We start from the raw sequence: 22,726 nt of genomic DNA, 5'->3' as shown, positions 1-22,726 counted from the left end.
TTGCTTCGCCTCATCTGTAAAACATGACCAGGCGACGTATCACCACAGGAGAACTCGGGTGCCATGTCAGCTCGTCGCGACCTCGACCCCACCGGGGAGGGGCCGCGAGCGCGCCCACCCGCTCAGGAAGTCGTGCAGCGCACGGTATCGGGCGGTGCGCGGGGCGCCCGCGGGGCGGGCGAGACCGGTGACGGTTGCCGGCACGCTGTCGGCGATCCGCAGGGGCGTGACGACGTGGCCGTCGTACGTCACGTCCGAGGCCGGGTGCTGAAACAGGATGGAGTAGCCCTCGCCGCGGCCGACGAGGCAGCGCGCGAGCTCGAAGCTCGTCGTCGTGTGTCCGATCACCGGGCGCAGCCCGAGGCCGCCGAAGATCTGCTCGGTATTCTGCCGGGCGGGCGCGACGTCGAGGAGCACGAGAGGATCCGACAGCAGCTCGCCGAGGTGCACGCTGCCCCGGCGCGCGGCCGGGTGCTCGGCCGCGACGATCACGTGCGGCGAATGCTCCTGCACCGTGTCGAAGGCGAGCTGCGCCGACACGTCGACGCTGTAGAGCAGCGCCGCATCGATGCGCCCCTGCAGGAGCATGTCATTCAACTGCGGTGCGCTCGCTTCGACGTAGTCGAGCTCGAGGTCGGGATGACGCCGACCGAACTCCTGCAGGATCGGCGGCAGAATGAACGGCGCGAGCGTCGAGAAGCAGCCGAGCCGGAGGGTGCCGGTGACGCTCGTCGATGCCTGCCAGGCATCGCTCGCGAGCGCCTCGGCACCGGTGAGCAGATGCCGGGCGAGCGAGAGCACGCGGGATCCGGCTGGCGTCAGCGTCACCCCGTGCCCCTTGCGGCGCACGAGCAGTTGGAGCGAAAGGTGGCGTTCGAGTTCATCGATCGCCAGCGCGAGGGCGGACGCGCTCACGTGGCACCGCTCGGCCGCGCGCGAGAGCGTGCCCTCGCTCGCGATCGCGCTGAAGTACTCGAGCTGTCGGAATGTGAAGGGAATGTCCATCAACCAAGTTCTCCTGTGGTGTTACGTAGCTAACTCATGTTTTACATACGAACCCGGATCCGTCAACACTGGGGTGGGCGAGGCGAGCGTGCCCCGCCGAGATTCGAGGAGGAATCATGGCTCAGAACCTGGAAGAGGCGATCGCCGAAGCTGGCAGCCCCGTCAAGCTGCTGTGGGAGTCGCAGACTCCGCCGGCCGTCGTGCCGCGCGTGGTGCAGGAGTTCTCGAACTGGCGCGACGAACAGCTCGCGTGGCGTCGCACCGCGGTGCTTTACGACCAGTCGCACCACATGGCGGACCTCAACATCAAGGGCCCCGACGCGCTCAAGCTCATCCGCGACCTTGCGATCAACAGCGTGGAGAACTTCCCCGTCGACATGGCGAAGCAGTTCGTCGCCGTCAACCACGACGGTTACGTGATCGGCGACAACATCCTCTTCCACCTCGAAGAGGACGAGTACCAGGCCGTCGGCATCCCGCCGTCGATCAACTGGATGCACTACCACGCGGTCACGGGCGGATACGACGTGCGCATCTGGCGCGACGACAACTCGCTCGTCCGCCAGGGCGACCCGGTCTGCTACCGCTACCAGGTGCAGGGCCCCGGCGCGATGGACGTCATCCGCGAGGCCACCGGCGAGGAGCCGCCGAAGCTGAAGTTCTTCCACATGACGCGCTTCACGATCGGCGGCAAGGAAGTCCGCGCACTGCGTCACGGCATGGCCGGCGAGCCCGGCTTCGAGATGTGGGGCCCGTGGGAGGACCAGGCCGCCGTTCACGCGGCGCTCCTTGAGGCCGGCGCGAAGCACGACATGATCCAGGTCGGCGGCCGCGCGTACCACACCAACGCGCTCGAGTCGGGTTGGCTCCCGCGGCCGCTTCCCGCGATCTACACGGATGAACGTCTCGCGCCCTACCGCAAGTGGCTGGGGGAGAACGCGTACGAGACGATCTCCCCGCTCGGTGGCAGCTTCCACTCCGACAACATCGAGGACTACTACGTCACGCCGTTCGAGCTCGACTACGGTCGCATCGTCTCGTTCGACCACGACTTCATCGGGCGCGAAGCGCTCGAGAAGGCCGTCGACGAGGGCCGCACGGACACGCGTCGCAAGGTCACGCTCGTGTGGAACGGTGACGACGTCGCCGACGCCGTCGGTTCGATGTACCGCCCGGGTCCCGGTGCGAAGTACTTCAACCTGCCGATGTCGCTCTACGACACCTTCCACGCGGATCGCGTCGAATCAGGCGGACGCGTCGTCGGCCAGTCGACGTGGACCGGCTACTCCGCGAACGAGCGGGCGATCCTGTCGCTCGCGGTCGTCGAGCCGGAGCTCGCTGAGCCGGGCACCGAGGTGACGGTCATCTGGGGCGAGGACACGCCGTCCTCCAAGCTGCAGGTCGAGGACCACGTGCAGGTGAAGATCCGCGCCACGGTGCAGCCCGCGCCCCTCACCACGAAGGCGCGCACGAGCTACCGCGCGGACTAATCCGCCCCTCAGATCGCGCCCGTCTCGCCACTGTCGAGGCGGGCGCGATTTTCCCTCTTCCCTTTACCTATGCATATAGGTACTCTGTAACTCGACGCGCGACGACGCGCACCGATTCGAAAGGATCACCCGTGAACGCCGGTATCAACCTCATCGACGACTACTCCCTCGAGATGACGGGCAAGGATGTGCCCGGACTGCTCGAGGCCCAGCACGCCCTCCCCGCAGGAACGCGGATCAACGTGACCTTCCTCGGCAACGAGGATCTCGAGATGCGCATCGCCGCGGCCAAGGCCGTGAAGCAGGCCGGATTCACTCCGGTCGCGCACATCTCGGCGCGCCGCATCGCGTCCCCCGGACAGCTCGAGGAGTTCCTCTCCGCGCTGCGCGAGGTCGACGCCATCGAGAACATCTTCTGCGTCGGCGGCGACCCCGAGACCCCGATGGGTCCGTACGCGAGCGCGCTCGACGTGATCCAGTCGGGACGGCTTCCGGAGTTCGGCGTCAAGGAGGTCTCGATCGCGGGATACCCCGAGGGCCACCCGGACATCTCGGACGCCGACCTCTGGGACCACCTCGAGCGAAAGTCGACCGCGCTCAAGGAGCAGGACCTCGACCGCGTCGTGCTGACGCAGTTCGGCTTCGACACGGATCCCGTCATCTCGTGGATCCGCGAGGTGCGTCAGCGCGGCATCGACGCGCCGCTGCGCATCGGTGTTCCCGGCCCGGCTGGCATCAAGCGACTGCTCGCGTTCGCCCGCCGATTCGGCGTCGGCGCGAACGCGATGATCGTCAAGAAGTACGGTTTCTCGCTGACCAACCTCATGGGCACCGCCGGACCGGACCGCTTCGTGAACGAGCTCGGCGCCCTCGTCGAGGACGACCCCGCAGCCGGGGACGTCGGCATCCACCTCTACACGTTCGGTGGCCTGCTGGCGACGGCCGAGTGGGCGCAGAAGTTCCGAAAGGATGCGTCATGACCGCACCGATCCCGCACCTTGTCGATCACGCCAGCCTGATCGTCCACGGTCCGGACCAGGCCGGCATCGTGAACGAGATCGCCTCGCTCGTGGCGCGTCGCGGCGGGAACATCATCGCGCTCGATCAGCACTCGACCGGCCCGTCGGGCGGCGACTTCTTCCAGCGCATCGTGTTCCACCGGCCCGACCTCGTCGCGGCACTCCCGGACATCCGCGCCGACCTCGACGAGACCGTCAAGCCGATGGGCCTCGAATGGCGGCTGCGTGACCTCTCCCTCCCGCTGCGGATGGCCGTGCTCGCATCGAAGAGCGACCACTGCCTGCTCGACCTGCTGTGGCGTCACCGTCGCGGCGAGCTGCCGGTCACGATTCCGATGACGATCTCGAACCACACCGATGTGGCCGATGACGTGCGCACCTTCGGCGTGCCGTTCTTCCACGTGCCGTCGCAGTCGGGGTCCGACAAGTCGCAATCCGAGGCCGAGATCCTCGGGCTGCTCAAGGGCAACGTCGACTTCGTCGTGCTGGCGCGCTACATGCAGGTCATCTCGAACGACTTCCTCGAGAAGATCGGCGTGCCGGTCATCAACATCCACCACTCCTTCCTGCCGGCGTTCATCGGCGCCGGGCCGTACCGCAAGGCGAAGGAACGGGGCGTGAAGCTCATCGGCGCCACCGCGCACTACGTCACCGAGGAGCTCGATGAGGGCCCCATCATCGAGCAGGATGTCGTGCGCGTCACGCACGCCGAGACCGCGGCGGACCTTCAGGCCCGCGGCGCCGACGTTGAGCGGGCCGTGCTGTCTCGCGCCGTGCTTTGGCACGCGCAGGACCGCATCATCCGGCACGGCAATCACACCATCGTCTTCAACACCTAAACCCTCCACCACGTACAGAGAAAGGTTCACCGTGGCACCTCAGAATCTCCAGCAGGCGCTTGACCAGGCAGGCAATGCCGTCGACATGCTGCGTAATTCGCAGATCGGCTCGTATATCTACCCGGTCGTTCCCGCCGACTTCCAGAACTGGATCAAGGAACAGCGCGCGTGGCGCGAGACGGCCGTCCTCTACGACCAGTCGCACCACATGGACAACGTGTTCCTCAAGGGATCCGACGCCATCAAGCTCATCAGCGACACCGCGATCAACTCGGTCGCGAACTTCGCGGTGAACAAGGCCAAGCAGTACGTGCCGACGACGGCCTCGGGCCACGTCATCGGCGACGGCATCCTCTTCCGTGAGGCCGAGGAAGAGTACGTCTACGTCGGACGTTCACCCGCGTCGAACTGGCTCATGTACCACGGTGAGACCGGCGGATACTCGAACCTGGACGTCGAGGTCGACCGCCGCTCGCCGTCGCGGCCCTACGGCCACGCCGTGTCGCGCCAGTACTACCGCTTCCAGATCCAGGGCCCGCGCGCCTGGGACGTCATCGAGAAGGTCAACGGCGGCCCGCTCGAGCAGCTGCGGTTCTTCAACATGTCGACCATGACGATCGCCGGCAAGAACGTGCGCACGCTGCGTCACGGCATGGCCGGCGCTCCCGGTCTCGAGATCTGGGGCCCGTACGAGGACCACGACCTGATCCGCGACACGATCGTGGAGGCGGGCGCCGAGTTCGGTCTCGTGCCGGTGGGTTCGCGTGCGTACCCGTCGAACACGCTCGAGTCGGGCTGGATCCCCTCCCCGCTCCCCGCGATCTACTCGGGTGCCGAGGAGGCCGCGTACCGCAGCTGGCTGCCGGCCGACGGTTACGAGGCGACGGGCACGCTCGCCGGATCCTTCGTGTCGGACGACATCTCCGACTACTACCTCACGCCGTGGGAGCTCGGATACGGATCCTTCGTGAAGTTCGACCACGACTTCATCGGACGCGACGCGCTCGAGAAGATCGACCCGGCAACGCAGCGTCGCAAGGTCACGCTCGAGTGGAACGCCGAGGACCTCACGAAGATCTTCGGTTCGCTGTTCGACGTCGACGGCCCGAACTACAAGTTCTTCGACCTGCCTCTCGCGAACTACGGCTCGGCGAACTACGACTCGGTCGTTGACGCTGACGGCAACAACGTCGGCTTCTCGATGTTCACCGGCTACAGCTCGAACGAGCGTCGCGGCCTGTCGCTCGCGACCGTGAACCCGGATGTCCCCGAGGGCGCCGAGGTCAAGGTCGTCTGGGGCGAGCCCGGCGGCGGAACGTCGAAGGCGTCGGTTGAGAAGCACGACCAGATCGAGGTCCGCGCTGTCGTCAGCCCGGTGCCGTTCTCGTCGGTCGCGCGCGAGACCTACCAGGGTGGATGGCGTACCGGATACACGGACTGATTTCTCCCGACGGGGCCCGAGCGCAAGCTCGGGCCCCGTCTCTTACGAAGGTCATCGCATGAGTCTCCGATACGCCCTCCTCGCGCTCCTCCGCGTCGGCGCGACCTCGGGGTACGACCTGCAGAAGCAGTTCGACACGTCCGTCGGTTACCTCTGGCACGCGCCGGACAGCCAGATCTACCCCGAGCTGCGCAAGATGGAAGCCGCCGGTCTCATCGAAGGCGAGTCGCAGGTGCGCGGCACCCGTGCGACGCGGCGCGTCTATCACGTCACCCCCGCTGGCGAGAACGACTACCGAGGCTGGCTCAATGGTCCCCTGACCTACGCGCGCGTGCGCGAGCCGGCCTCACTCAAGGCCGCCTATCTCGAGGCCGCAGAGCCGGCGGCCGCGCGCACGTTCCTCTCCGAGCACATCGCCCATTGGCAGGGAGAGCTCGCGCAGTGGGACGCCGAACTCGAACGGATCGACGCGCGGTCCAACCCCGCGCTGATGAAGCGCCTCGGCGCGACCGAGCCGGACGACCAGGATCGTGTCGTTGCCTTCAAGCGGCTCGGCTACGAGAACCTCGTCGACCGCGCCCGTGCCGAGATCGCCTGGGCTGAGCGCGGTCTGCGCCTGCTCGACGATCTCGACTACCCCGCCTGACCCCGAGTACCCGCGCCGACCGTTCGTGTGACGCAAACGACCCTTCCCGGCCGAACGAAGGGTCGTTTGCGTCACACGAACGAGTGGCCGGCGGCGGCTCACCTATTGAAGCGCTCGAGGCGGTAATTGATGAAGCGCGCCTCGCCCATGTCGAGCCTCTCGGCGGCCGCGTTCAGGTGATGCGGAACTGTGGATCCGCCCCAGCGGCCCGTGTCGAGCCGATCGAGGAGCACGTTCGCGGCGGTGACCACCTCGGCGTCGCTGAACGCGCAGTGTCCCGCCGAGCCGACGTATACCTGGCGCAGCAAGGGCGCGTTCCCCGCGCGTCGCACGCGCTGCTCGTAGGCCGACTGCTGTGCGACGGTCGAGATCTGGTCGCCGACGTTGTTCAGCGTCAGCGTCGGCACGGAGATCTCGCCCGTGAACTCGTAGCTCGCGGCGAAGCGCTCCACGGCCTCCGGATCAGCCTCGATCCGATCCGCGCCGTTGACGGTCGCGAGGTCCTTCTCGAGCGACAGCCCCGCGTCGCGGTAGAGCGCCTTCACCACGCGACGCGCGTCGGCCGAAACCATCCGCAGCTGCCTCTTGTAGTCGATGCCGACGTTCCACGACGGCAGGCCGCCGAACTGCTGCGTGCTCGCGTACCGGCTGCTCATGGCCTGGCCGATGTACGGCAGCGGATCACCCGAGAGGGATCCGTACCACCCGGCCTGGTACTCGTGCGGATCACGCGGATCCGGGTCCGCGACGCTCTGCGACCATGCGGGCAGCTGCCCGATCGCCGACGCGAGGGCGATGCGTGCGCGTCCCTCCGGCGTCTGCTGCGCCTCGGCGAGCGCGTCCTGCCAGAGGGAACGGGCGGCCTCGATGTCCTCCGGGATGTCGACGACGGGCAGGCTCGGATCGATGAGCTGCGCCAGCGTGAAGACGGTGTCGAGCTTCTGGTTCCACTGCGAGACCGTGCCGGAGAGTCCGCCGCACGCGGCGACCACGCCGTCGATGCGGTCGGGGTGCAGCTCGCCCGTCGTCGCGGCGATCATGCCGCCCATCGACGACCCCATCGCGATGGTCCGCGACGGCTCGCCGACCGCGGCGGCGAATGCGTCGAGCGCTTCGAGCTGGTTGTCGACGGCGCCCGCGAGATCCCAGCCCGTCACGTCGCGCGTCGTGCCGCCATAGGCAGCGCCGTCGTCGATGAGCGCCTGCTGGGCACCGGAGGGGCCGCCTGAGGCGAAGTCGAGCTCGACGAAGACCGTGCCGTTCCAGTCGCCCGGGACGACGAATCGATACGGCGCCGAGTCGGCGAGGCGCCCCTCGATCGTCTGATCCGGCTCATCAGCCGCTGCCGGCGCCACCGTCGTCACGGCCAGCGTCCCGACCGCTACCGCCGCAGCGGCGTGCGTCCATCGGCGCGTCACAGGCTTCATCGCTCTCCCTCGTCCCACACCATCGTCGTCAAGGTCCCGCGAATCGCGGGTCGGTACGAGGATGACACCACCTCCCCCTAATATCAACCCGGTTGATATCATTTTCGACGCCAGGCGGCACCGCCGAACCTGCTCTTGACGCTCGCCTGAGCCGTCCACATGCACCCGATGCAGCACGCGCATTACTTGACAAATTTCCGTCCGGTCGGCACGATGAATGTAATGCCAAAGGTGGCACGACCCGGAGGTGCGCATGGACGACGACTTCGACCTGACGGCGGACGACGGCCCGGTCGCAGCCCACGCAATGTACGCCCGACTGCGCGAGGAGTGCCCCGTCGCGTACACCTCGGCATACGGCGGCTTCTACGCGCTCACGCGCTACGACGACGTGAAGGCCGCGGCCATGAACCCGCAGACCTTCATCTCGTCCGTCCGCGCGGTGGTTCCGAGTGACCCGCGCGGCCTGCGCCGCCCCCCGCTCAACTTCGACGCTCCCGCGCACACGCCGTTCCGCCGCGCCCTCGAGCGCACGTTGCAGCGGACGCGTCTCGAGCGCCTCGAGCCCGCCCTGCGGAAGCACGCGCGCCGCGCGCTTCGCCCGCTCCTCGAAGCCGGCGAGGGCGACATCGCCACGGGGTTCGGCGTCGAGTTCCCCGCCTGGGTGACGACGGAATGGCTGAACCTCGAGCCGCACATCGCGCCCCACCTCGCCGAGACGTCGTTCGCGTGGATCACCGCGTGGCGCGAGCAAGACAGTGAGACCACGACCGTGATGAGCGAGAAGATGTACGACATCGCTCGCGACCTCGTGCGTCGCCGCCGCGAGCACGCGCTCCCCGTTGACGAGGATCCCGCCAGCTCACTGCTCGCCGAGCGCGTCGACGGTGAGCCGCTCTCGGAGGAGCACCTCGTCGGCTGCCTTCGCCAGAGCCTCGTCGTCGGCATGGTCGCCCCGCCGATCCTGCTCGGATCCACGCTGCGCCACCTCTCGAACGACACGGCCCTGCAGGACCGGCTGCGCGCCGAGCCGGAGCTCATCCCCGGCGCGGTCGAGGAGTTCCTTCGCCTCTACGCGCCGTACCGCGGGTTCGCGCGTACCGCGTCAAGGCCCACCGAAGTGCGCGGCCGCACGATCCCCGTCGAGGTTCCCGTGACGCTCCCGTACGCGGCGGCCAATCGGGATCCGCGCGTCTTCGAGAACCCCGACACGTTCATCCTCGGCCGCGAGAACGTCGCACAGCACCTCGGCTTCGGGCGCGGCCCGCACCGCTGCGTGGGCTCGCCGCTCGCTCGCATGGCGATCCGGATCGCCCTCGAAGAGCTGCTGGCCGGAACCGACAGCTTCGCGACGCACGGCCCGTACACCTACGCACGGATGCCGGAGGTCGGCCTCACGTCGGTTCCGGTCACCGTGCGCGAGAACCGCACGGCGATGGAAGAAGGAAGCCTCGTATGACGAACACCGACCTCACCTGGAGCGACGCGCGCCGCGCCGATCACGACTTCGATCCCGTGCGTGACGGCGAGACCTTCACGAGCGCGCACGAGGAGTTCCGCGCGCTCCGAGAACGCCACGGGGGCCTCGTGCGCAGTCAGGAGTACGACGGGTTCTGGGCGGCGGTCGGCTACGACGAAGTGCTGAGCGTGATGACCGACATCGAGCGATTCACCACGCGCAAGCAGAACGCCATCCCGAAGTTCGCGTTCACGGGCGTGCGCCCGCCGCTCCACCTTGATCCCCCAGAGCACACGGCGTACCGCCGTGTCATCAACCGCTTCTTCACGCCGCCGCGCATGCGAGCCCTCGAGCCCGCCGTGCGCGCCGCGTCGACGGCGCTGCTCGACGAGCTCGTAGCCGAGCGCTGGGTGGACGTGTGCAAGCAGTACGCGCACCGGTTCCCCGCCTACGTCTTCGCCGAGTTCTTCAATCTCGACGTCGAGACGAGCGAGCTCATCAAGAGCGTCAGCGGCACCTACGTCGACGCGATCCAGGTGCTCGACCACGAGACCGTGAAGTCGCTCAGCGGACGCCTGTACGAGATCGCCCAGGGGATCATCGACAGCCGCGCCTCGGGCGACTACGACCCGGAGGAAGACCTCACGGCGGGGCTGCTCGCCGCCGAGCACGACGGAGAGCCGCTGCCGGCCGACATGATCCTCGGCTGCGTGCGCCAGCTGATCGTGACCGGCATGGTCGCGCCGAGCGTCTTCACGGGCAACATGTTCGTCCACCTCGCGCGCGACCCCGAGCTGCAGGCGCAGCTGCGCGCGGATCCGTCGCTCATCCCCGACGCGGTCGAGGAGATGCTGCGTCTCTACTCGCCGTACCGGGGGATGGCCCGGACCGCGCGCGAGGACACCGAGCTCGGCGGCGTCGCCCTGAAGAAGGACGACCCGATCGCGCTCGTCTACACGTCGGCGAACCGCGACGAGAGCGTTTTCGAAGACGGCGAGAGCTTCGTTCTGAACCGCCCGAACATCACGAAGCACATCGCGTTCGGGCGCGGCACGCACAGCTGCCCGGGTGCCCCGCTCGCCCGCATGATGATGCGGATCACGCTGGAGGAAGCGCTGGCGCGGACGTCGTCGTGGAACCTCACCAGCGAGCCGGAGATGGCGATCTGGGCCGAGTGGGGCACCCGCTCCGTCCCCCTCGACTTCGTGCGCGCCTGAGCGCGCCGGCGTCGCCGGCCGATGATCCGATCGGCCGGCGACGTGCAGTGCTTACAGACCGAACAGCTCGTTGATCTTCGCCGCGACGTCGTCGCCAACCGGTCCCGGACGGTGCCACCCGGACACGCGCTCCGTGTCATAGAGGGAGATCGCTCCTGACTGCTCCGACAGGTAGTCGTTGCCCTCCTGGCCGAGGATGTAGTGGGCGAAGAGCTTCGCGGCATTCGGGTGAGGCGAGTCAGCCGAGAGCCCTAACGCGATCTCGGGGCCGGTCGTCGGGAGAAGCGCGACGGACTCGACCGGCGCGCCTTCCGCCTTGAGGTTCTCGACGATCGCGCGAACGCCGGGATGAGCCAGCACGCCTTCGCCAGCCGCGACACCCTGTGTCGTGTTGACCGCGCTGTTCATCCAGGTCGGCTCGTTGGCCGCGATGTCCTCGAGGAGCCCCTCGCCGTACTCGTCGATCATGAGCGACCAGAACGTGAGGTTGGCGGGAGACGAGGCGGGTTCGGTCATCAGGACCTTGCCCTGATAGTTCGGGTCGGCATAGGCCTCCCAACTCGTCGGCTCCTCTGCGACCTCGTCGGTGTTGTACACCATCTCGGTCGGCACCAGGCTGGCGATCGGGGTGCCGTCATCCTGTACGAAATCCTCGGGAAACTCATCCATGACGCCGGGGATGTCGGCCTCCGTAATGGGCGTGAGCCACCCTTCCGCGTATGCCTCCTCAAAGAACGGCGAGTAGGTGAGCAGGATCGCGTCGGCCTCCGTGGAACCGGCCGATGCCTCGGCGGCGTACCGCTGTGAGAGGTCGGCCGAGACGAGGCGGAGAATCGTGACGTCGATGCCGTACTTCGCGGTGAACTCGTCCGCGACTGCCCTCTGGACTGCTTCCTCGGGGATGCCGTAGACCGTCAGGCTGCCCTCCTCACGGGCGCTGTCGATCAATGTCTGGAGTTCGGGATCGTCGACCTCGGTGGCGGTGCCCTCTCCCGCACCTCCTCCGGAGGCGCACCCGGTCGCGGCGATCAGTCCCACGGCGACGACGATCGTTGATGCAAGGCGAAACTTCATCGTTCTTCCTTCCTCAGTGCCTTCGCCCCACGGTGAATTCCATGAGGTCGGTACCCTTCACGATGTCGCCCGTGAAGGAACGTGCGAGCGCCGCTTTCCAATCGATGCGATCGAAGGTGGCGGCAGGAACGATATGGCTCAGGGTGAGCCGTGCCACTCTCGCACGCTGTGCGATCTCGCCGAGGTCGTGCACGCTTGTGTGCGATTCGACGAGGTGCCGATGCAGGTCCTGCCACGACGAGTTCGTGGCATCCGCATCGAACGGGCGCAGAAGTTCGGGCGCAATGACCTCGTGCACGAGGTCGTCCGCGCCGGCGGCGAGCGCAACGAGCTCCTCCGACGGCCCCGTGTCGCCGGAGAACACGACGGAGACGCCATCGGCGTCGAACCGATACGCGAGCGCCGGCTCGACGGGCGCATGCCGCACGCGGGCCGCGCTCATGCGCACCGAGCCGAGCTGGCGCGTGTCGCCGCCGTCAATCGTCGACACGACGACCAGGTCGCGAAGATCAGGGCGCCCCTCGTCGGCCACGCGGATGTCGATGTCGTACACGTTGGCCTCGAGGTGAGCCGCGACGATCCGCTCGATCGGCTCCGGTCCGTGCACGTGCAACGGACGACGGAGGCCGTGCGCCCACGCCGCCATCAGAACGGTGCCGAGGGCGGTGTTGTGATCCGAATGATGGTGCGTGATGACGATATCGGTGACGCTGTTCGGCTCAATCCCCGCCCGCAGTAACTGCTGCGGGACGCCCTGACCACAGTCGACGAGCACCACGCGGTCGCCGGAGAGCAGCACGTGCCCCGGGCCGCAGTCTGTCGCCGAGACGCGCGGGCCGCCCTTCGTCCCCAGGAGGATGACGCGCATTAGCCCACCTTCGTCTCGACGCCGAACCGCGACGCACGTCGCGAGTACGCGAGCACGGCCGCCAGCACGACACCCGTGATCACCACGAGCACCGTCGACAGAGCGGCCAGCAACGCGTATGAGCCGCCGTTGAACACCTCGAGAATGCGGAACCCGACGACCGAGTTGCCTGTTCCCGCGAGGATCGCCGACGCGGTCAGGTCGCCGACCATGCGAATGAAGAGCATCGCCCACCCCGCCACGAGACCGGGGATCATCAGCGGCAACTGCACCCGGATGAAGGTGCGCGACGGAGACGCGCCGGACACGGCCGAAGCCTCGGGGAGTTCCTTGCCGACGCCCGCGACCGCGGCATCGGCGGCGATCGATGCCTGCGGCAGATAGAGCGCAAGATATCCGATGAGAAGGATGAGCAGAGTGCCGGACAGCCCGAACGGCGGCCCCGCGAGCAGGAGAAGAATGCCGACCGCGATGACCATGTTCGAGATCGCCGCCGGCATCTTGATCGCGAGGTCGATTCCGCGCGCCAGCGCGGAACGCGTGCGGTGTACGTACAGCGCGACCATCGCGGCGGCGACGACGCCGATGAGACCGCCGACGACGCCGAGTCCGAGGCTGTTGCCGAGCGCCTCGCGCGTGAGTCTGTCGTCGATGACGGCCGTCCTCAGTGCGTCGAGACTCAGCCCGGCCCAGTCGATGTTCGGCGTCCAGTAGCCGTTCAACGCGACGATCACGAGCGCAAAGATCGGCAGCAGCGTCGACACCGCGATATAGCCGAGCACGATGAGGCGAACCGGCCATTTCCACGATCCGAGTCGAATGATCTGCGAACGCGCACCCTTGCCGGTGATCGTCGCGTTCTTTCCGCTGCGAAGGATCCGAACCTGCAGCAGGTAGGCGATGCCGACGAAGATCACGACGAACCCGCTCAACCCCACGGCGACGTCGGTCTCCGGCGGATAGGTGAAGGTCAGCAGCTCGACGATTCGGGGCGCAATCAGGTCGATGCCGGCGGGCGTGCCGATCAGCGAAGGAATGGAGAACATTCCGAATCCGAACCACACGCACAGCAGGGCCCCCGCGCCGATGCCAGGCAGGATCGACGGAACCGTGACGCGCCAGACGGTGCGCCATCCCGAGGCGCCGCTCAGCCGGGAGGCCTCTTCGAGACTCGAATCGAAGTTGCGCAGGCTCGCCGCGGCGTTCATGTAGATGAACGGCACCGCATACACCGCGAAGACCCAGATGAGGCCGTACCAGCTGTTGATGTCGAACGGACCCGACTCGAGCTCGATCCCGACGAGTCCGAGAACGTTCCGAATCGCGACATTCGCGAGGCCCGCGTTGGGCGACAGGAGCATGGTCCATCCCACCGCGCCGGCCACCGGCGGCAGCAGGAAGGGAAGGAGCGGGAGCGCGTCGGAGAGCACGCCCATGCGCGCGTCTGTCCGTTCGCTCACCCACGCGAGAAGCACGCCGATGACGAGCGCGGCGATCGTGCTCAGGACGACGACGATCACGGTGTTGCCGATCAACTGCGGGAGATCGGGGACCGCGAACGTCCGCACGAACACGTCGAAGGAGAGGGCGCCGTCCACCCAGAACAGGCCGACGAGCACGCGGCCGAGCGGAACGATCACCAGCGCGATGAGCACGGCCGCGACCAACAGCGTGACCGCATCGAACACGCTGATCCGTCGACGAGGCCGGCGGGGCGTCAGTCGAAGGGTGGCGATCGAACTGGTCACGCGACATCCTCCTGCTGCACGCCGGTCGAGTCGGTCGCCGGCAGCACCTGCACGTCCTCCGGGTCCACGCCGACGACGGCCTCCTCGCCCGGCCGCGCGCGTTCGCTGCGCGCGCTCCAGATCCGGATCGGCTGCTCGCCGCTCGTCAGACTGAACTCGGTGTGCGAGCCGACGAACATCGCGGCGTCGACGGTGCACGACCAGCGGTTCGCGCGATCATGCGCGGCGTCGCCGAGATGACCGCGCTCCGGGCGCCACAGCGCAACGACCTCATCGCCGACAGAGACGCCGGTGTGATCCCGTGCAGAGACGATCTCGCCGCTCGGCGTGTCCACCGTCACCCTGTCGCCGTCTACCGCCGTGACGCGCCCCTCGAACTCGTTGATCGCGCCGATGAATCGCGCCACATAGCGCGACGCCGGGCGGTGGTAGATCTCGTGCGGCGTGCCGAACTGTGCGACCTTCCCGCGGTCCACGACGGCGATACGCGAGGCGAGCTCCATCGCCTCGGTCTGATCGTGCGTCACGAAGATCGCGGTGAATCCCAGCTCCCGCTGCATCTCCGACAATTCCGCCCGCAGCTGCTCGCGCACCTTGGCGTCGACGTTCGACAGGGGTTCATCGAACAGCACGAGGCTGTCTTGACTGACCAGCGCGCGAGCGAGCGCCACGCGCTGCTGCTGTCCGCCCGACAGCTGAGCGGGATGCTGGCGTTCGAGTTCGCCGATCCCCACCTGGGCGAGGGCGCGACGCACGCGGTCGGCGATGTCGCCTCGGGCCACGCGGCGTCGCGACTGCAGTGGGTAGGCAACGTTCTTGAACACGGTCATGTGCGGCCACAGCGCATACGACTGGAAGATCATGCTGATCCCCCGCCGCTCGGGCGGCTCGGCGATGCCCTTTTCGCTCGAGAAGAAAGTGCGCCCGGAGATGTCGATACGCCCTCGATCCGGTGTCTCGAGCCCGGCGATCGTTCGAAGCAGAGTGGTCTTTCCACAACCGCTCGGGCCGAGCAACACGACGAACTCACCCGGCTCGACGTCGAGATCGACGTCGTCGATTGCTCGCACGATCGCGCCATCCGCCCGCCGGAAGCTCTTGCTCAGGCCGCTCAACCTGACCGCGGGCGCCGGCCGGTCATGATCGGCGTCGACTCCACCGCGCGTGTCTTCGGCCACTGGCAACCTCTCAGCCACTCGGTCTCCTTCGATCGAGATTTATGTAACGCAATGTTAGACGCGCGTCACATTTTTCGTCAAGGATGCCGGATGGGTCGCCGTCAGAGCCCGGCGCCGACGTCGATGACGTCGAGGCGCGACGGAAGACACCGACCGAACCGGACGGATGCCTCAGGACGACGAATCCGGGCCGTCACCACATCCCGCGGCGATCGCGCGACACGGCGCGATTCATCTCCGGCGTCAGCCGGAAGGAGACTGACGGCGATGAGTGATGCGTCACGATTCGGGACAGTGACTCGTCATGTGCCGCGAGGATCTCACGCACCCGCGAAGCGGCCGCCGGGCCGAGCAGGTCGTATAACCGGAGGAACATTTCTCGCGCGCGCCGCCTCGGCCACGAATCCGGCAACAGGCTGGCTGGCAGTTCCGGATCGACGAGACGGAACGCCAACCAGGCATTGGTGAGCTGTGTCCGCACACGAAGCGCGTCGCGCGGGTCCGCGCCGGCCGCTGCCCATTCGAGCTTCGGCGCAAGCTCGTCGATGAAGCGCTGGTAATCGTCGGCGAGGCTGGCAAGATCGAATGCCTCGGCGATCTCCTCTGTGGCGGAATCCCGCAGTGCCCACGAAGCTCGCATCACATGACCACGACTCACGCCGAGCTCGTCGAGCAGGTGCAGCGCTTCGCTTTCTCGGTCGTGGGGGGTAATCCAGACGCCGTCCTGCAGATCGCCGAATGCGAGTTCACGCAGGCCGTTGCGCAGCACGCGCCGGACATCGCGCTCCGGCTCCGGGATCGAGAACGAGACGACGGTCCATTCGCCGTCCCAGTCCGTGAAATCCGCGCCGAATGTGACCGCGCGAGCCAAGCGGAGACGCTGGCTCGCGACGATCTCCTGGGGGATCCCGTACGACGTCGTACGCCCCTGCTTCTGCTGCACGAGCATGTTCCGCTGCATCAGCCGCCGCATGGCCTGTCGGGAGGCGTTCTCTTGGGATCCGAACTCCGCGAGAAGGTCCACGAGCGCGGCGGAGGGCAGGAGTTCATCTCGCGCGAACCAGTAATCTCCGAGCAACGTAATCAGCAGGTGCCGCGCTCCGCCGCCGGAGTGCGCGCGGTGACCGCGATGATCGCGCTCGTCCGGATTGGCGGTGGCGCGGTTTCCCGCGACCGTCATGCGGTCCCCGCGTCGGCCGGCAACGCGACCTGCAGGGGGGCAAACGGCTCGCCCGCCGCGTAGACGTCGCCGAACAGCGCGGATCCGGCGGGCGTGAGCTGTGCAGCGAGGGGCGGAAACACGCGCCATCCGCCGTCGACCTCGACGGGGGCGGCAGGCGTGACGTCGAGGATCGCGACCTCGCGATCGCCGACGGCGACGTAGAGTGACCCCTTCTCGGCATCGAGGTCGAGGACGGGGGAGGCGAGCGTCACGTTGAGCATGCCGCCGTGCGCGAGGAAGCGCACCGTGCCCTCGAAGCGAATCCGCCATCGCGCGCCGTGATGCTCGGTCGCCACGAGCGGAAAGCGGAAGGTGCCCTGGCCGTCGGTCTCGGCCCCGTCGTCGCCGAACACCTGGCCGTCCGGGGTGCCCGCGACGTACCCGACGAAGCTCTCGCGCACCGCCCAGTAGAGCCCCGACACCATCTCCGGTCCGCGCAACGCTGCGCGGTCTCCGCTGTCGTCCATGACATCGATCATGACCAGCGGCGCGCTCTCGGTCAAATGTGCTCCCGCGGACGAGTGTTCAGACGACAGGACTAAGATCTCAGTGTGGATGAGATCACGCGCGACCCGCGCGGCGAACTGGCGACGGGGCGACTCGGATACAGTGCCTACCGCCTTGCCCGCGCGTTCACGCGCTTCACCGAGAACGTCGCGCTGGCCGAGGGGATCACCCTCTCGCAGTTCACCGTGATCCAGGTGCTCGGCGAGGGCCTCCCGCTGTCGAACGCCGCGCTCGCCCGCCGCACGTTCGTCAGCGCCCAGGCGGCCCACACGGTGTCGAACGAGCTGATCGAGCAGGGGCTGATCGTGCGCGGCGACCACCCGCACAACAAGCGGATCCGGCTGGTGCAGCTGACCGAAGAGGGCTGGGCAGTCCTCGCGCGCTGCACGGAGCAGCTCCGCGAGCAGGAGGAGCGCCTGATCAGCGCGATGGGCACCAACCCCGAGGGGACGCTCCGGGAGATCCTGCAGTCGGCCGCGGAGGTCCTCGCCGGTGGATACTTCGACGACGACGAAGCCGAGGCCGAGGCCATCTCGCGGCGCACGTCGAGCGTGCGCCCCCGCCACATCCCCTCCCGCCTGGCGGCCGCGCGACTGAGGTCGGCCGACCACAACGGCGACGCGAGCTGACAGGACGCCCGAGTGACCGCGCGTTGACCTCGCGGCGCCCCTCCGATAATATCAATCTGGTTGATATCAAAGGAGATTCATGACGATGCGAATCGCAGCCGTTGGAGACATCGTTCTTCAGCTCGACGAGCACGACGAACGTTTCGTTCCGAGCGCACCCGCGATCAAGGCCGCCGATGTGGCAATCGGCCAGATCGAGGTGCCCCATACGACCGAGACGGATGTCGTGGGCATCACCGTCCCCGCCCCCCCGGCCGATCCCGACGCCCTCGGCGCCATGGCGCGCGCGGGGTTCACCGTCGGCACCGTGGCCGGCAACCACGCGTACGACCTCGGCACGCGCGGCGTCCTCGACACGCTGCGTAACGCCGAGCGATTCGGGATCGCGACGACGGGCACGGGCGCCAACATGGCCGAGGCCCTGCGCCCGGCCATCGCGGAGGCGAAGAACAAGACCGTCGGCGTCCTCAGCTTCAACTGCGTCGGACCGCGCGAGTCTTGGGCGACGAGCAAGAAGGCCGGATCCGCGTACGTCAAGGTGCTCACGCACTACGACCTCGACGACATGAACCCCGGCAACCCGCCGCAGGTGTACACGTTCTGCGACCGCACGTCACTCGAGCAGATGAAGACCGCGATCGCCGAGACCCGCGAGAAGGTGGACATCGTCGTCGTCGCCCTCCACAAGGGCTACGGGCACACGCCGGCGCGGATCGATGACTACGAGTACGAGGTCTCGCACGCGGCGGTCGACGCTGGCGCGGATCTCGTCGTCGGGCACCACTCGCACATCATGCGCGGCGTCGAGATATACAAGGGCCGTGCCATCTTCCACGGGCTCGGCAACTTCGTCACCGTCACCTCGGCGCTGACACCCGACCCCGACAGCGACTCCGAGGAGCTGAAGGCGTGGGCACGACGGCGCGAGGAGATGTTCGGCTTCTCACCCGACCCGAACACGCCCGGTTATCCGTTCCACCCCGAGAGCCGCAACACCGCGATCGCCGTGCTCGATGTCGACGACGACGGCACCCTCGCGGCGGGCTTCATCCCGTGCTGGATCGACGAGCGCGCGCGCCCCGTGCCACTCGGCGAAGGGCAGGAGGGCGACCGCGTGACGGAGTACATCCGCTCGATCACCAGCACTGCCGGGCTCGGCACCCAGTTCACCTGGGACGGTGACACCGTTCGCGTCACCTGACCCGGGAGCGCGGAGGGCGGAGTCGTCGCGCGCCCAGCAGATATCCCTTGAGAGTACGATCGATCATGTCATTGTTATGAATATTGATCCGTGCGAAGGGGCATCCGATCATGGGCGCAGACCGCATCACCGTCAGACTGCATCCGACGCGGGAGGGTTCGCTCCCGCTCGGACATGACGACATCGGCTCCGAGGAGCTCGGCGCGGCGGGCTACGTCGAAGCCGAGCTTCTCGTCTCCGGCACCGCGGCCGGTGAACCGTACACAACGCGCGCACTGCTCCGCTATCCCGAAAACGGCGCGCTTTTCAGCGGCGCCGTTCTCGTCGAGCCGATGCACTGGATGGGAGTCCGATCCGTGTGGCGCGCGGCCCGGCGCTACCTGATCAGCGGGGGTCACGCCTGGGCGGAGATCGCGTCCCAAGCAACGGCACCGGCGAGGCTGAAACGATTTGACCCGTCGCGTTACGCCGACGTCGTGCTCGTCGACGGATCCCCCGACGAAGGACCAGCCGAAGCGAGCATCGGCGCGGACGCGGCCACCGGACGCACCTTCGAGAATGTCCAACGCGAGTCGGACTCCTTCCGCGCCAAGTGGTCGCGCTCGAACCTCCAGTCTCCGGAGATCATCGCGCAGTTCGCGCGGGCGGTGCGCGGCGGTGCCACTCCGCTCGAAGGAGTCACGCACGTTTTTCTCGGAGGACTATCGCAGTCAGGCGGAATCGCGCGCGCGTTCGCCGCCGAGCATCACGCACGCTTCAGTGACGGCCGCGCCATCTTCGATGGTTACGTCCCAATGTCCTCGGGCGGCGATGCGCCGGAAGACCTGGATGTTCCGGTCATCGAGCTGCTCGGCGAGTCTGAACTCGAAGAGATCCGTGCCGCACACCTGCTCCCCGGCCAGGTGCGCGGATTCTCTCACCGGCGTCCGGATTCCGAGCGGTACCGCCTGTACGAGGTTGCGGGAATGGGCCACAACGACAGCAGGGACGATCCCCCGCCCCATCCCTCCGTCACCCTCCCGGAAGGACGGCGCTGGAGCCGCTTCCCGAACTCTCACGTCGTACACTTCGCGGTCGACGCGCTGCTTCGATGGTCGCTCGAGGGCACGCCGCCGCCGCCAGGGCGGGTGATCAGCACCGACCCGCGCGGGCGCATCGCGCGCGACGAACACGGGCACGCGCGCGGCGGCCTTCGCTCGCCCCACGTCGACGTGCCGACCGCGTGCGTGTCGGCCGTCGCAGGTCCCGGCCCCGAGTGGCCCTGCGGGGCGGAGACGCCGTTCGACCACAGCACGCTCGAGGAACTATACGGAGACGAGGACGCGTACCGGCAGCGCGTGAGCGCGCGCGTCAGCGAACTCGTATCTGAGGGATACTACCGACCAGACGATGCCACCAACTACATCGCGCGCGCCACATGGACAGACTGAGGAACGACATGGACACGACCGCAGAGGATCTCGCTCAACTCGCGATTTCGGTGCCACAGAGCGTGAGCTCCCAGAACATCCTCGTCACTCTGGTCGCTGATTTCGATTTCGCCCACGCGGGCGCCGTGCCGTCGGCCGCCATCGTCGACGTGCTCGGTGATTTCGGGATCACGTCGGCCGGTGCGCGCATCGCCCTCAGCCGCGTGGCGCGAAGCGGGAGGCTCGAGCAGGTGCGCAACGGCCGCCAGACGTCGTACAAGGTCAACCCCTCCGGCCTCGACGACCGCGAGCAGCGCCTGCGCACCTACGTCGGGTTCGGGGCGGAGCCGACTCGCTGGGACGGGAAGTGGACGGTCGTGACGTTCTCGATCCCTGAGGAGGTCCGGGGCCTCCGCCCGAAGCTGCGCCGCGAACTCGAGCGGCTCCGATTCGCCCCGCTCACCGACGCCGTGTGGGTGCAGCCGCGGGATCACGCTGCGCGGATTATTGAGATCGGTGACGACCTCGATGTCAGCCTGGCCGTTATGCGCGCCACGTTCGAGTCGCCGGAGAGAAGCGGCCTCGATCCGCTCGGCGCCTTCCCCCTCGACGAGATTCGCACCCTCTACGACCAGTACCGTCGAACGTTCGAACCGTGGCTCTCGCTTGTTCGGGCAAACCGCGTCGACGCGCACCATGCGCTTGTTCTGCGCGCGAATGTCCTCGCCTCGTGGCGTCACATCGCGCTCACCGATCCCGATCTGCCACGTGAGCTCCTTCCGGACGACTGGCCACAGTCTGCGGTGCGTGACATCTTCGTCGAGCTCTGGGAGGGACTGGGCCCCATCGCACTGCAGCGCATGCGCGACTTGGTGAGGCCTCACGACGCGGAACTGGCCTCACGGTTGCGAGTTCGGCACCGCTAACGATCCCGCGCCGACGATCTCTCCGAGCTCGCCACGCAGCCCGGCTGCGCCGCGCAACGCGAGGATCCGATCTGCCATCTGGTTCGCCGCTGAGCGACCGAGCGGGCGCGGCGCACGCGCCGCGCAGTCGACGAACTTCTCCCGGAGCCCGTCGATCCCGAGCGGCGAGGCCGGGTTGCCGAGGGGGGTCGGAACGTCCTCGTGAAGGCGTCGGCCGTCGGTCAGCTCGATGGCGATCTCGCCGTGCGTCATCGACTCCGGCACGTCCTTGTCCGGATCCGAGATGAAGGTGACACGCTCCGCGAGTGCGAGCACGCGCGTGTCGCGCATGGCGGCATCGGTGAAGGACGCGAGGGACAGCTCTCCGTGCACGAAAGCGCTGGCGACCGTGAAGGGCAGGCTGAACTTCGCGTTGATCGCCTCGGTCGGCCGCCGCTTCGCCTCGATCGGCTCCGCGAGCATCGCGTTCACGGGCGCCCCCCACAGCGTGATGCGCTCGATGTCGTCGACGCGGATCTGGTCGCGCATCCGCAGCGCGCCCTCGACGAAGGAGTGGGTGCCGCGGCAACTCGGCCAGGGCTTGTAGCTGACCTGCGTCCCCCAGAAGCGGGTGCCGAGCCCGTCGAGGATCGGATCGGGATCGTACACGCCGCCCGCATACGTCGCAAAGAAGCCGTACCGGCCCTCGAGCGGCGCGTCGAATCCGGTGATGCCGCGCCGCGCGAGCTCGGCCGCGCGCACGGCGGCGTGGGCGGCGAAGGAATCGCGTACCCCGCGCACGATCGACCGCGGGCTGAACTTCACCTCGCCGCTCGCGGTCGCCTGTGAGATCACCAGCGAGAGCGCGTCGAGCGTTTGCGCCTCGTCGAGGGAGAGCAGGTTCGCGGACGCGACCGCGGCGCCAAGCGCCCCGAGGATCGGGGGCGGGTACCAGCCGCGGCGCCCCATCTCGTCCCCGGCGGCGGCCGCGATGCGGGCGGTCACATCGCACCCGATCGCGATAGCCGTGATCAACCGGTCTCCCGGCACGTCCTCGCGTTCCGCGAGCGCGAGGACCGCGGGGACGGTCTGCGCATGGGGGTGGATGGGGAGGCCGTCGACGGAGTCCTCGTAGTCGAGCGCGTGCGCCATCGCACCGTTGGCGAAGGCCGCGGCAGCCGCCGGTACGCGATGCGCGGTTCCGAACACGGTCGCATCCGGCCGGCCGCCCTCGGCGATCGCCAACTCGGCGAACTGTGCGGCGCCGGCGTCCTGCCCGGCGGCCGCCAGCGACACTCCGACCGCGTCAAGCAGCGACTGTTCGGCCGCGCGGATCGCGTCGGCCGGCAAATCATCGATCCGCAGGCGAGCGGTGACGCCGACGAGGTTCTTCGAAAGACCGTTCATGTTCTCCTCCACCAGATCCATAATAGATACCATTT

The 22,726-nt window shown here is 67.8% G+C and carries 20 protein-coding genes; 11 read left to right on the top strand and 9 right to left on the bottom strand.

Features of this window, described 5'->3' with window-relative positions:
• Positions 1-66: 66 nt before the first annotated feature.
• Complete coding sequence (locus tag IEW87_RS02985; protein WP_229731168.1) at positions 67-1,005, bottom strand: LysR substrate-binding domain-containing protein; 939 nt, start codon at positions 1,003-1,005, stop codon at positions 67-69.
• Between the two features lie 116 nt (positions 1,006-1,121).
• Between IEW87_RS02985 and IEW87_RS02980 the strand changes: the two genes are divergently transcribed.
• From IEW87_RS02980 to IEW87_RS02960, 5 genes are all read left to right on the top strand, one after another.
• On the top strand, positions 1,122-2,495 hold the full coding sequence (locus tag IEW87_RS02980) for an aminomethyl transferase family protein (RefSeq protein WP_229730879.1): 1,374 nt from the start codon (positions 1,122-1,124) through the stop codon (positions 2,493-2,495).
• A 131-nt stretch (positions 2,496-2,626) separates the two neighbouring features.
• The gene (locus tag IEW87_RS02975; protein WP_229730877.1) at positions 2,627-3,475 is read left to right on the top strand and encodes a methylenetetrahydrofolate reductase; all 849 of its coding nucleotides are present in this window, start codon (positions 2,627-2,629) and stop codon (positions 3,473-3,475) included.
• Entirely contained in the window at positions 3,472-4,353 is an 882-nt protein-coding gene (gene purU / locus IEW87_RS02970; RefSeq protein WP_188710813.1) for a formyltetrahydrofolate deformylase, read from the top strand. The genes IEW87_RS02975 and purU overlap by 4 nt, the downstream gene beginning before the upstream one ends.
• A gap of 31 nt (positions 4,354-4,384) precedes the next feature.
• Entirely contained in the window at positions 4,385-5,794 is a 1,410-nt protein-coding gene (ligM, locus tag IEW87_RS02965) for a vanillate/3-O-methylgallate O-demethylase (RefSeq protein WP_188710812.1), read from the top strand.
• A gap of 58 nt (positions 5,795-5,852) precedes the next feature.
• Positions 5,853-6,440 (top strand): PadR family transcriptional regulator, encoded by a 588-nt coding sequence (locus IEW87_RS02960; protein ID WP_188710811.1) that lies wholly within the window; start codon positions 5,853-5,855, stop codon positions 6,438-6,440.
• Positions 6,441-6,538: 98 nt separating this feature from the next.
• Here the strand turns inward: IEW87_RS02960 and IEW87_RS02955 are convergent, their stop codons facing one another.
• Complete coding sequence (locus tag IEW87_RS02955; RefSeq protein ID WP_188710810.1) at positions 6,539-7,867, bottom strand: alpha/beta fold hydrolase; 1,329 nt, start codon at positions 7,865-7,867, stop codon at positions 6,539-6,541.
• A 253-nt stretch (positions 7,868-8,120) separates the two neighbouring features.
• Between IEW87_RS02955 and IEW87_RS02950 the strand changes: the two genes are divergently transcribed.
• Together IEW87_RS02950 and IEW87_RS02945 are read left to right on the top strand one after the other, a co-directional pair.
• The gene (locus tag IEW87_RS02950; RefSeq protein WP_188710809.1) at positions 8,121-9,326 is read left to right on the top strand and encodes a cytochrome P450; all 1,206 of its coding nucleotides are present in this window, start codon (positions 8,121-8,123) and stop codon (positions 9,324-9,326) included.
• Positions 9,323-10,543, top strand: coding sequence for a cytochrome P450 (locus IEW87_RS02945; RefSeq protein ID WP_188710808.1), 1,221 nt, complete (start codon positions 9,323-9,325; stop codon positions 10,541-10,543). Before IEW87_RS02950 ends, IEW87_RS02945 begins: the two co-directional genes overlap by 4 nt.
• A 51-nt stretch (positions 10,544-10,594) precedes the next feature.
• On the opposite strand, the gene IEW87_RS02940 is transcribed toward IEW87_RS02945, so the two are convergent.
• The 6 genes from IEW87_RS02940 to IEW87_RS02915 form a co-directional block, all read right to left on the bottom strand.
• Complete coding sequence (locus IEW87_RS02940; protein ID WP_188710807.1) at positions 10,595-11,617, bottom strand: ABC transporter substrate-binding protein; 1,023 nt, start codon at positions 11,615-11,617, stop codon at positions 10,595-10,597.
• 13 nt (positions 11,618-11,630) lie between these two features.
• Positions 11,631-12,485, bottom strand: coding sequence for an MBL fold metallo-hydrolase (locus IEW87_RS02935; protein ID WP_188710806.1), 855 nt, complete (start codon positions 12,483-12,485; stop codon positions 11,631-11,633).
• Positions 12,485-14,233, bottom strand: a complete 1,749-nt coding sequence (locus IEW87_RS02930) for an ABC transporter permease (protein ID WP_188710805.1) — start codon at positions 14,231-14,233, stop codon at positions 12,485-12,487. The genes IEW87_RS02935 and IEW87_RS02930 overlap by 1 nt, the downstream gene beginning before the upstream one ends.
• A complete protein-coding gene (locus IEW87_RS02925) occupies positions 14,230-15,429 on the bottom strand; it encodes an ABC transporter ATP-binding protein (protein WP_188710804.1) in 1,200 nt (399 codons plus the stop codon). Before IEW87_RS02925 ends, IEW87_RS02930 begins: the two co-directional genes overlap by 4 nt.
• A 175-nt stretch (positions 15,430-15,604) precedes the next feature.
• Entirely contained in the window at positions 15,605-16,591 is a 987-nt protein-coding gene (locus IEW87_RS02920; RefSeq protein WP_188710803.1) for a PaaX family transcriptional regulator, read from the bottom strand.
• Positions 16,588-17,100: an HtaA domain-containing protein gene (locus IEW87_RS02915; protein WP_188710802.1), complete on the bottom strand. Its 513-nt coding sequence runs from the start codon at positions 17,098-17,100 to the stop codon at positions 16,588-16,590. The genes IEW87_RS02920 and IEW87_RS02915 overlap by 4 nt, the downstream gene beginning before the upstream one ends.
• An 84-nt stretch (positions 17,101-17,184) precedes the next feature.
• On the opposite strand from IEW87_RS02915, the gene IEW87_RS02910 reads away from it, so the two are divergent.
• The 4 genes from IEW87_RS02910 (at position 17,185) to IEW87_RS02895 (ending at position 21,305) form a co-directional block, all read left to right on the top strand.
• The gene (locus IEW87_RS02910) at positions 17,185-17,769 is read left to right on the top strand and encodes a MarR family winged helix-turn-helix transcriptional regulator (RefSeq protein ID WP_188710801.1); all 585 of its coding nucleotides are present in this window, start codon (positions 17,185-17,187) and stop codon (positions 17,767-17,769) included.
• Positions 17,770-17,848: 79 nt separating this feature from the next.
• Complete coding sequence (locus IEW87_RS02905; RefSeq protein ID WP_188710800.1) at positions 17,849-18,970, top strand: CapA family protein; 1,122 nt, start codon at positions 17,849-17,851, stop codon at positions 18,968-18,970.
• A 110-nt stretch (positions 18,971-19,080) separates the two neighbouring features.
• Entirely contained in the window at positions 19,081-20,400 is a 1,320-nt protein-coding gene (locus IEW87_RS02900) for an alpha/beta hydrolase domain-containing protein (protein ID WP_188710799.1), read from the top strand.
• Positions 20,401-20,408: 8 nt separating this feature from the next.
• Complete coding sequence (locus IEW87_RS02895) at positions 20,409-21,305, top strand: PaaX family transcriptional regulator (RefSeq protein WP_188710798.1); 897 nt, start codon at positions 20,409-20,411, stop codon at positions 21,303-21,305.
• Here the strand turns inward: IEW87_RS02895 and IEW87_RS02890 are convergent.
• Entirely contained in the window at positions 21,279-22,691 is a 1,413-nt protein-coding gene (locus tag IEW87_RS02890; RefSeq protein ID WP_188710797.1) for an MmgE/PrpD family protein, read from the bottom strand. The two genes, IEW87_RS02895 and IEW87_RS02890, sit on opposite strands and share 27 nt — an antisense overlap.
• Between the last annotated feature and the right edge of the window lie 35 nt (positions 22,692-22,726).

The organism is Microbacterium faecale (assembly GCF_014640975.1).
Classification (GTDB): domain Bacteria; phylum Actinomycetota; class Actinomycetes; order Actinomycetales; family Microbacteriaceae; genus Microbacterium; species Microbacterium faecale.
This window is presented reverse-complemented; position numbering and strand designations above follow the sequence as displayed.

Coding starts and splice junctions, on each gene's coding strand:
- IEW87_RS02985 (WP_229731168.1), bottom strand. CDS start 1,005: ATGGACATTCCCTTCACATTCCGACAGCTCGAGTACTTCAGCGCGATC.
- IEW87_RS02980 (WP_229730879.1), top strand. CDS start 1,122: ATGGCTCAGAACCTGGAAGAGGCGATCGCCGAAGCTGGCAGCCCCGTC.
- purU (WP_188710813.1), top strand. CDS start 3,472: ATGACCGCACCGATCCCGCACCTTGTCGATCACGCCAGCCTGATCGTC.
- IEW87_RS02960 (WP_188710811.1), top strand. CDS start 5,853: ATGAGTCTCCGATACGCCCTCCTCGCGCTCCTCCGCGTCGGCGCGACC.
- IEW87_RS02955 (WP_188710810.1), bottom strand. CDS start 7,867: ATGAAGCCTGTGACGCGCCGATGGACGCACGCCGCTGCGGCGGTAGCG.
- IEW87_RS02950 (WP_188710809.1), top strand. CDS start 8,121: ATGGACGACGACTTCGACCTGACGGCGGACGACGGCCCGGTCGCAGCC.
- IEW87_RS02945 (WP_188710808.1), top strand. CDS start 9,323: ATGACGAACACCGACCTCACCTGGAGCGACGCGCGCCGCGCCGATCAC.
- IEW87_RS02940 (WP_188710807.1), bottom strand. CDS start 11,617: ATGAAGTTTCGCCTTGCATCAACGATCGTCGTCGCCGTGGGACTGATC.
- IEW87_RS02935 (WP_188710806.1), bottom strand. CDS start 12,485: ATGCGCGTCATCCTCCTGGGGACGAAGGGCGGCCCGCGCGTCTCGGCG.
- IEW87_RS02920 (WP_188710803.1), bottom strand. CDS start 16,591: ATGACGGTCGCGGGAAACCGCGCCACCGCCAATCCGGACGAGCGCGAT.
- IEW87_RS02915 (WP_188710802.1), bottom strand. CDS start 17,100: ATGGACGACAGCGGAGACCGCGCAGCGTTGCGCGGACCGGAGATGGTG.
- IEW87_RS02905 (WP_188710800.1), top strand. CDS start 17,849: ATGACGATGCGAATCGCAGCCGTTGGAGACATCGTTCTTCAGCTCGAC.
- IEW87_RS02900 (WP_188710799.1), top strand. CDS start 19,081: ATGGGCGCAGACCGCATCACCGTCAGACTGCATCCGACGCGGGAGGGT.
- IEW87_RS02895 (WP_188710798.1), top strand. CDS start 20,409: ATGGACACGACCGCAGAGGATCTCGCTCAACTCGCGATTTCGGTGCCA.
- IEW87_RS02890 (WP_188710797.1), bottom strand. CDS start 22,691: ATGAACGGTCTTTCGAAGAACCTCGTCGGCGTCACCGCTCGCCTGCGG.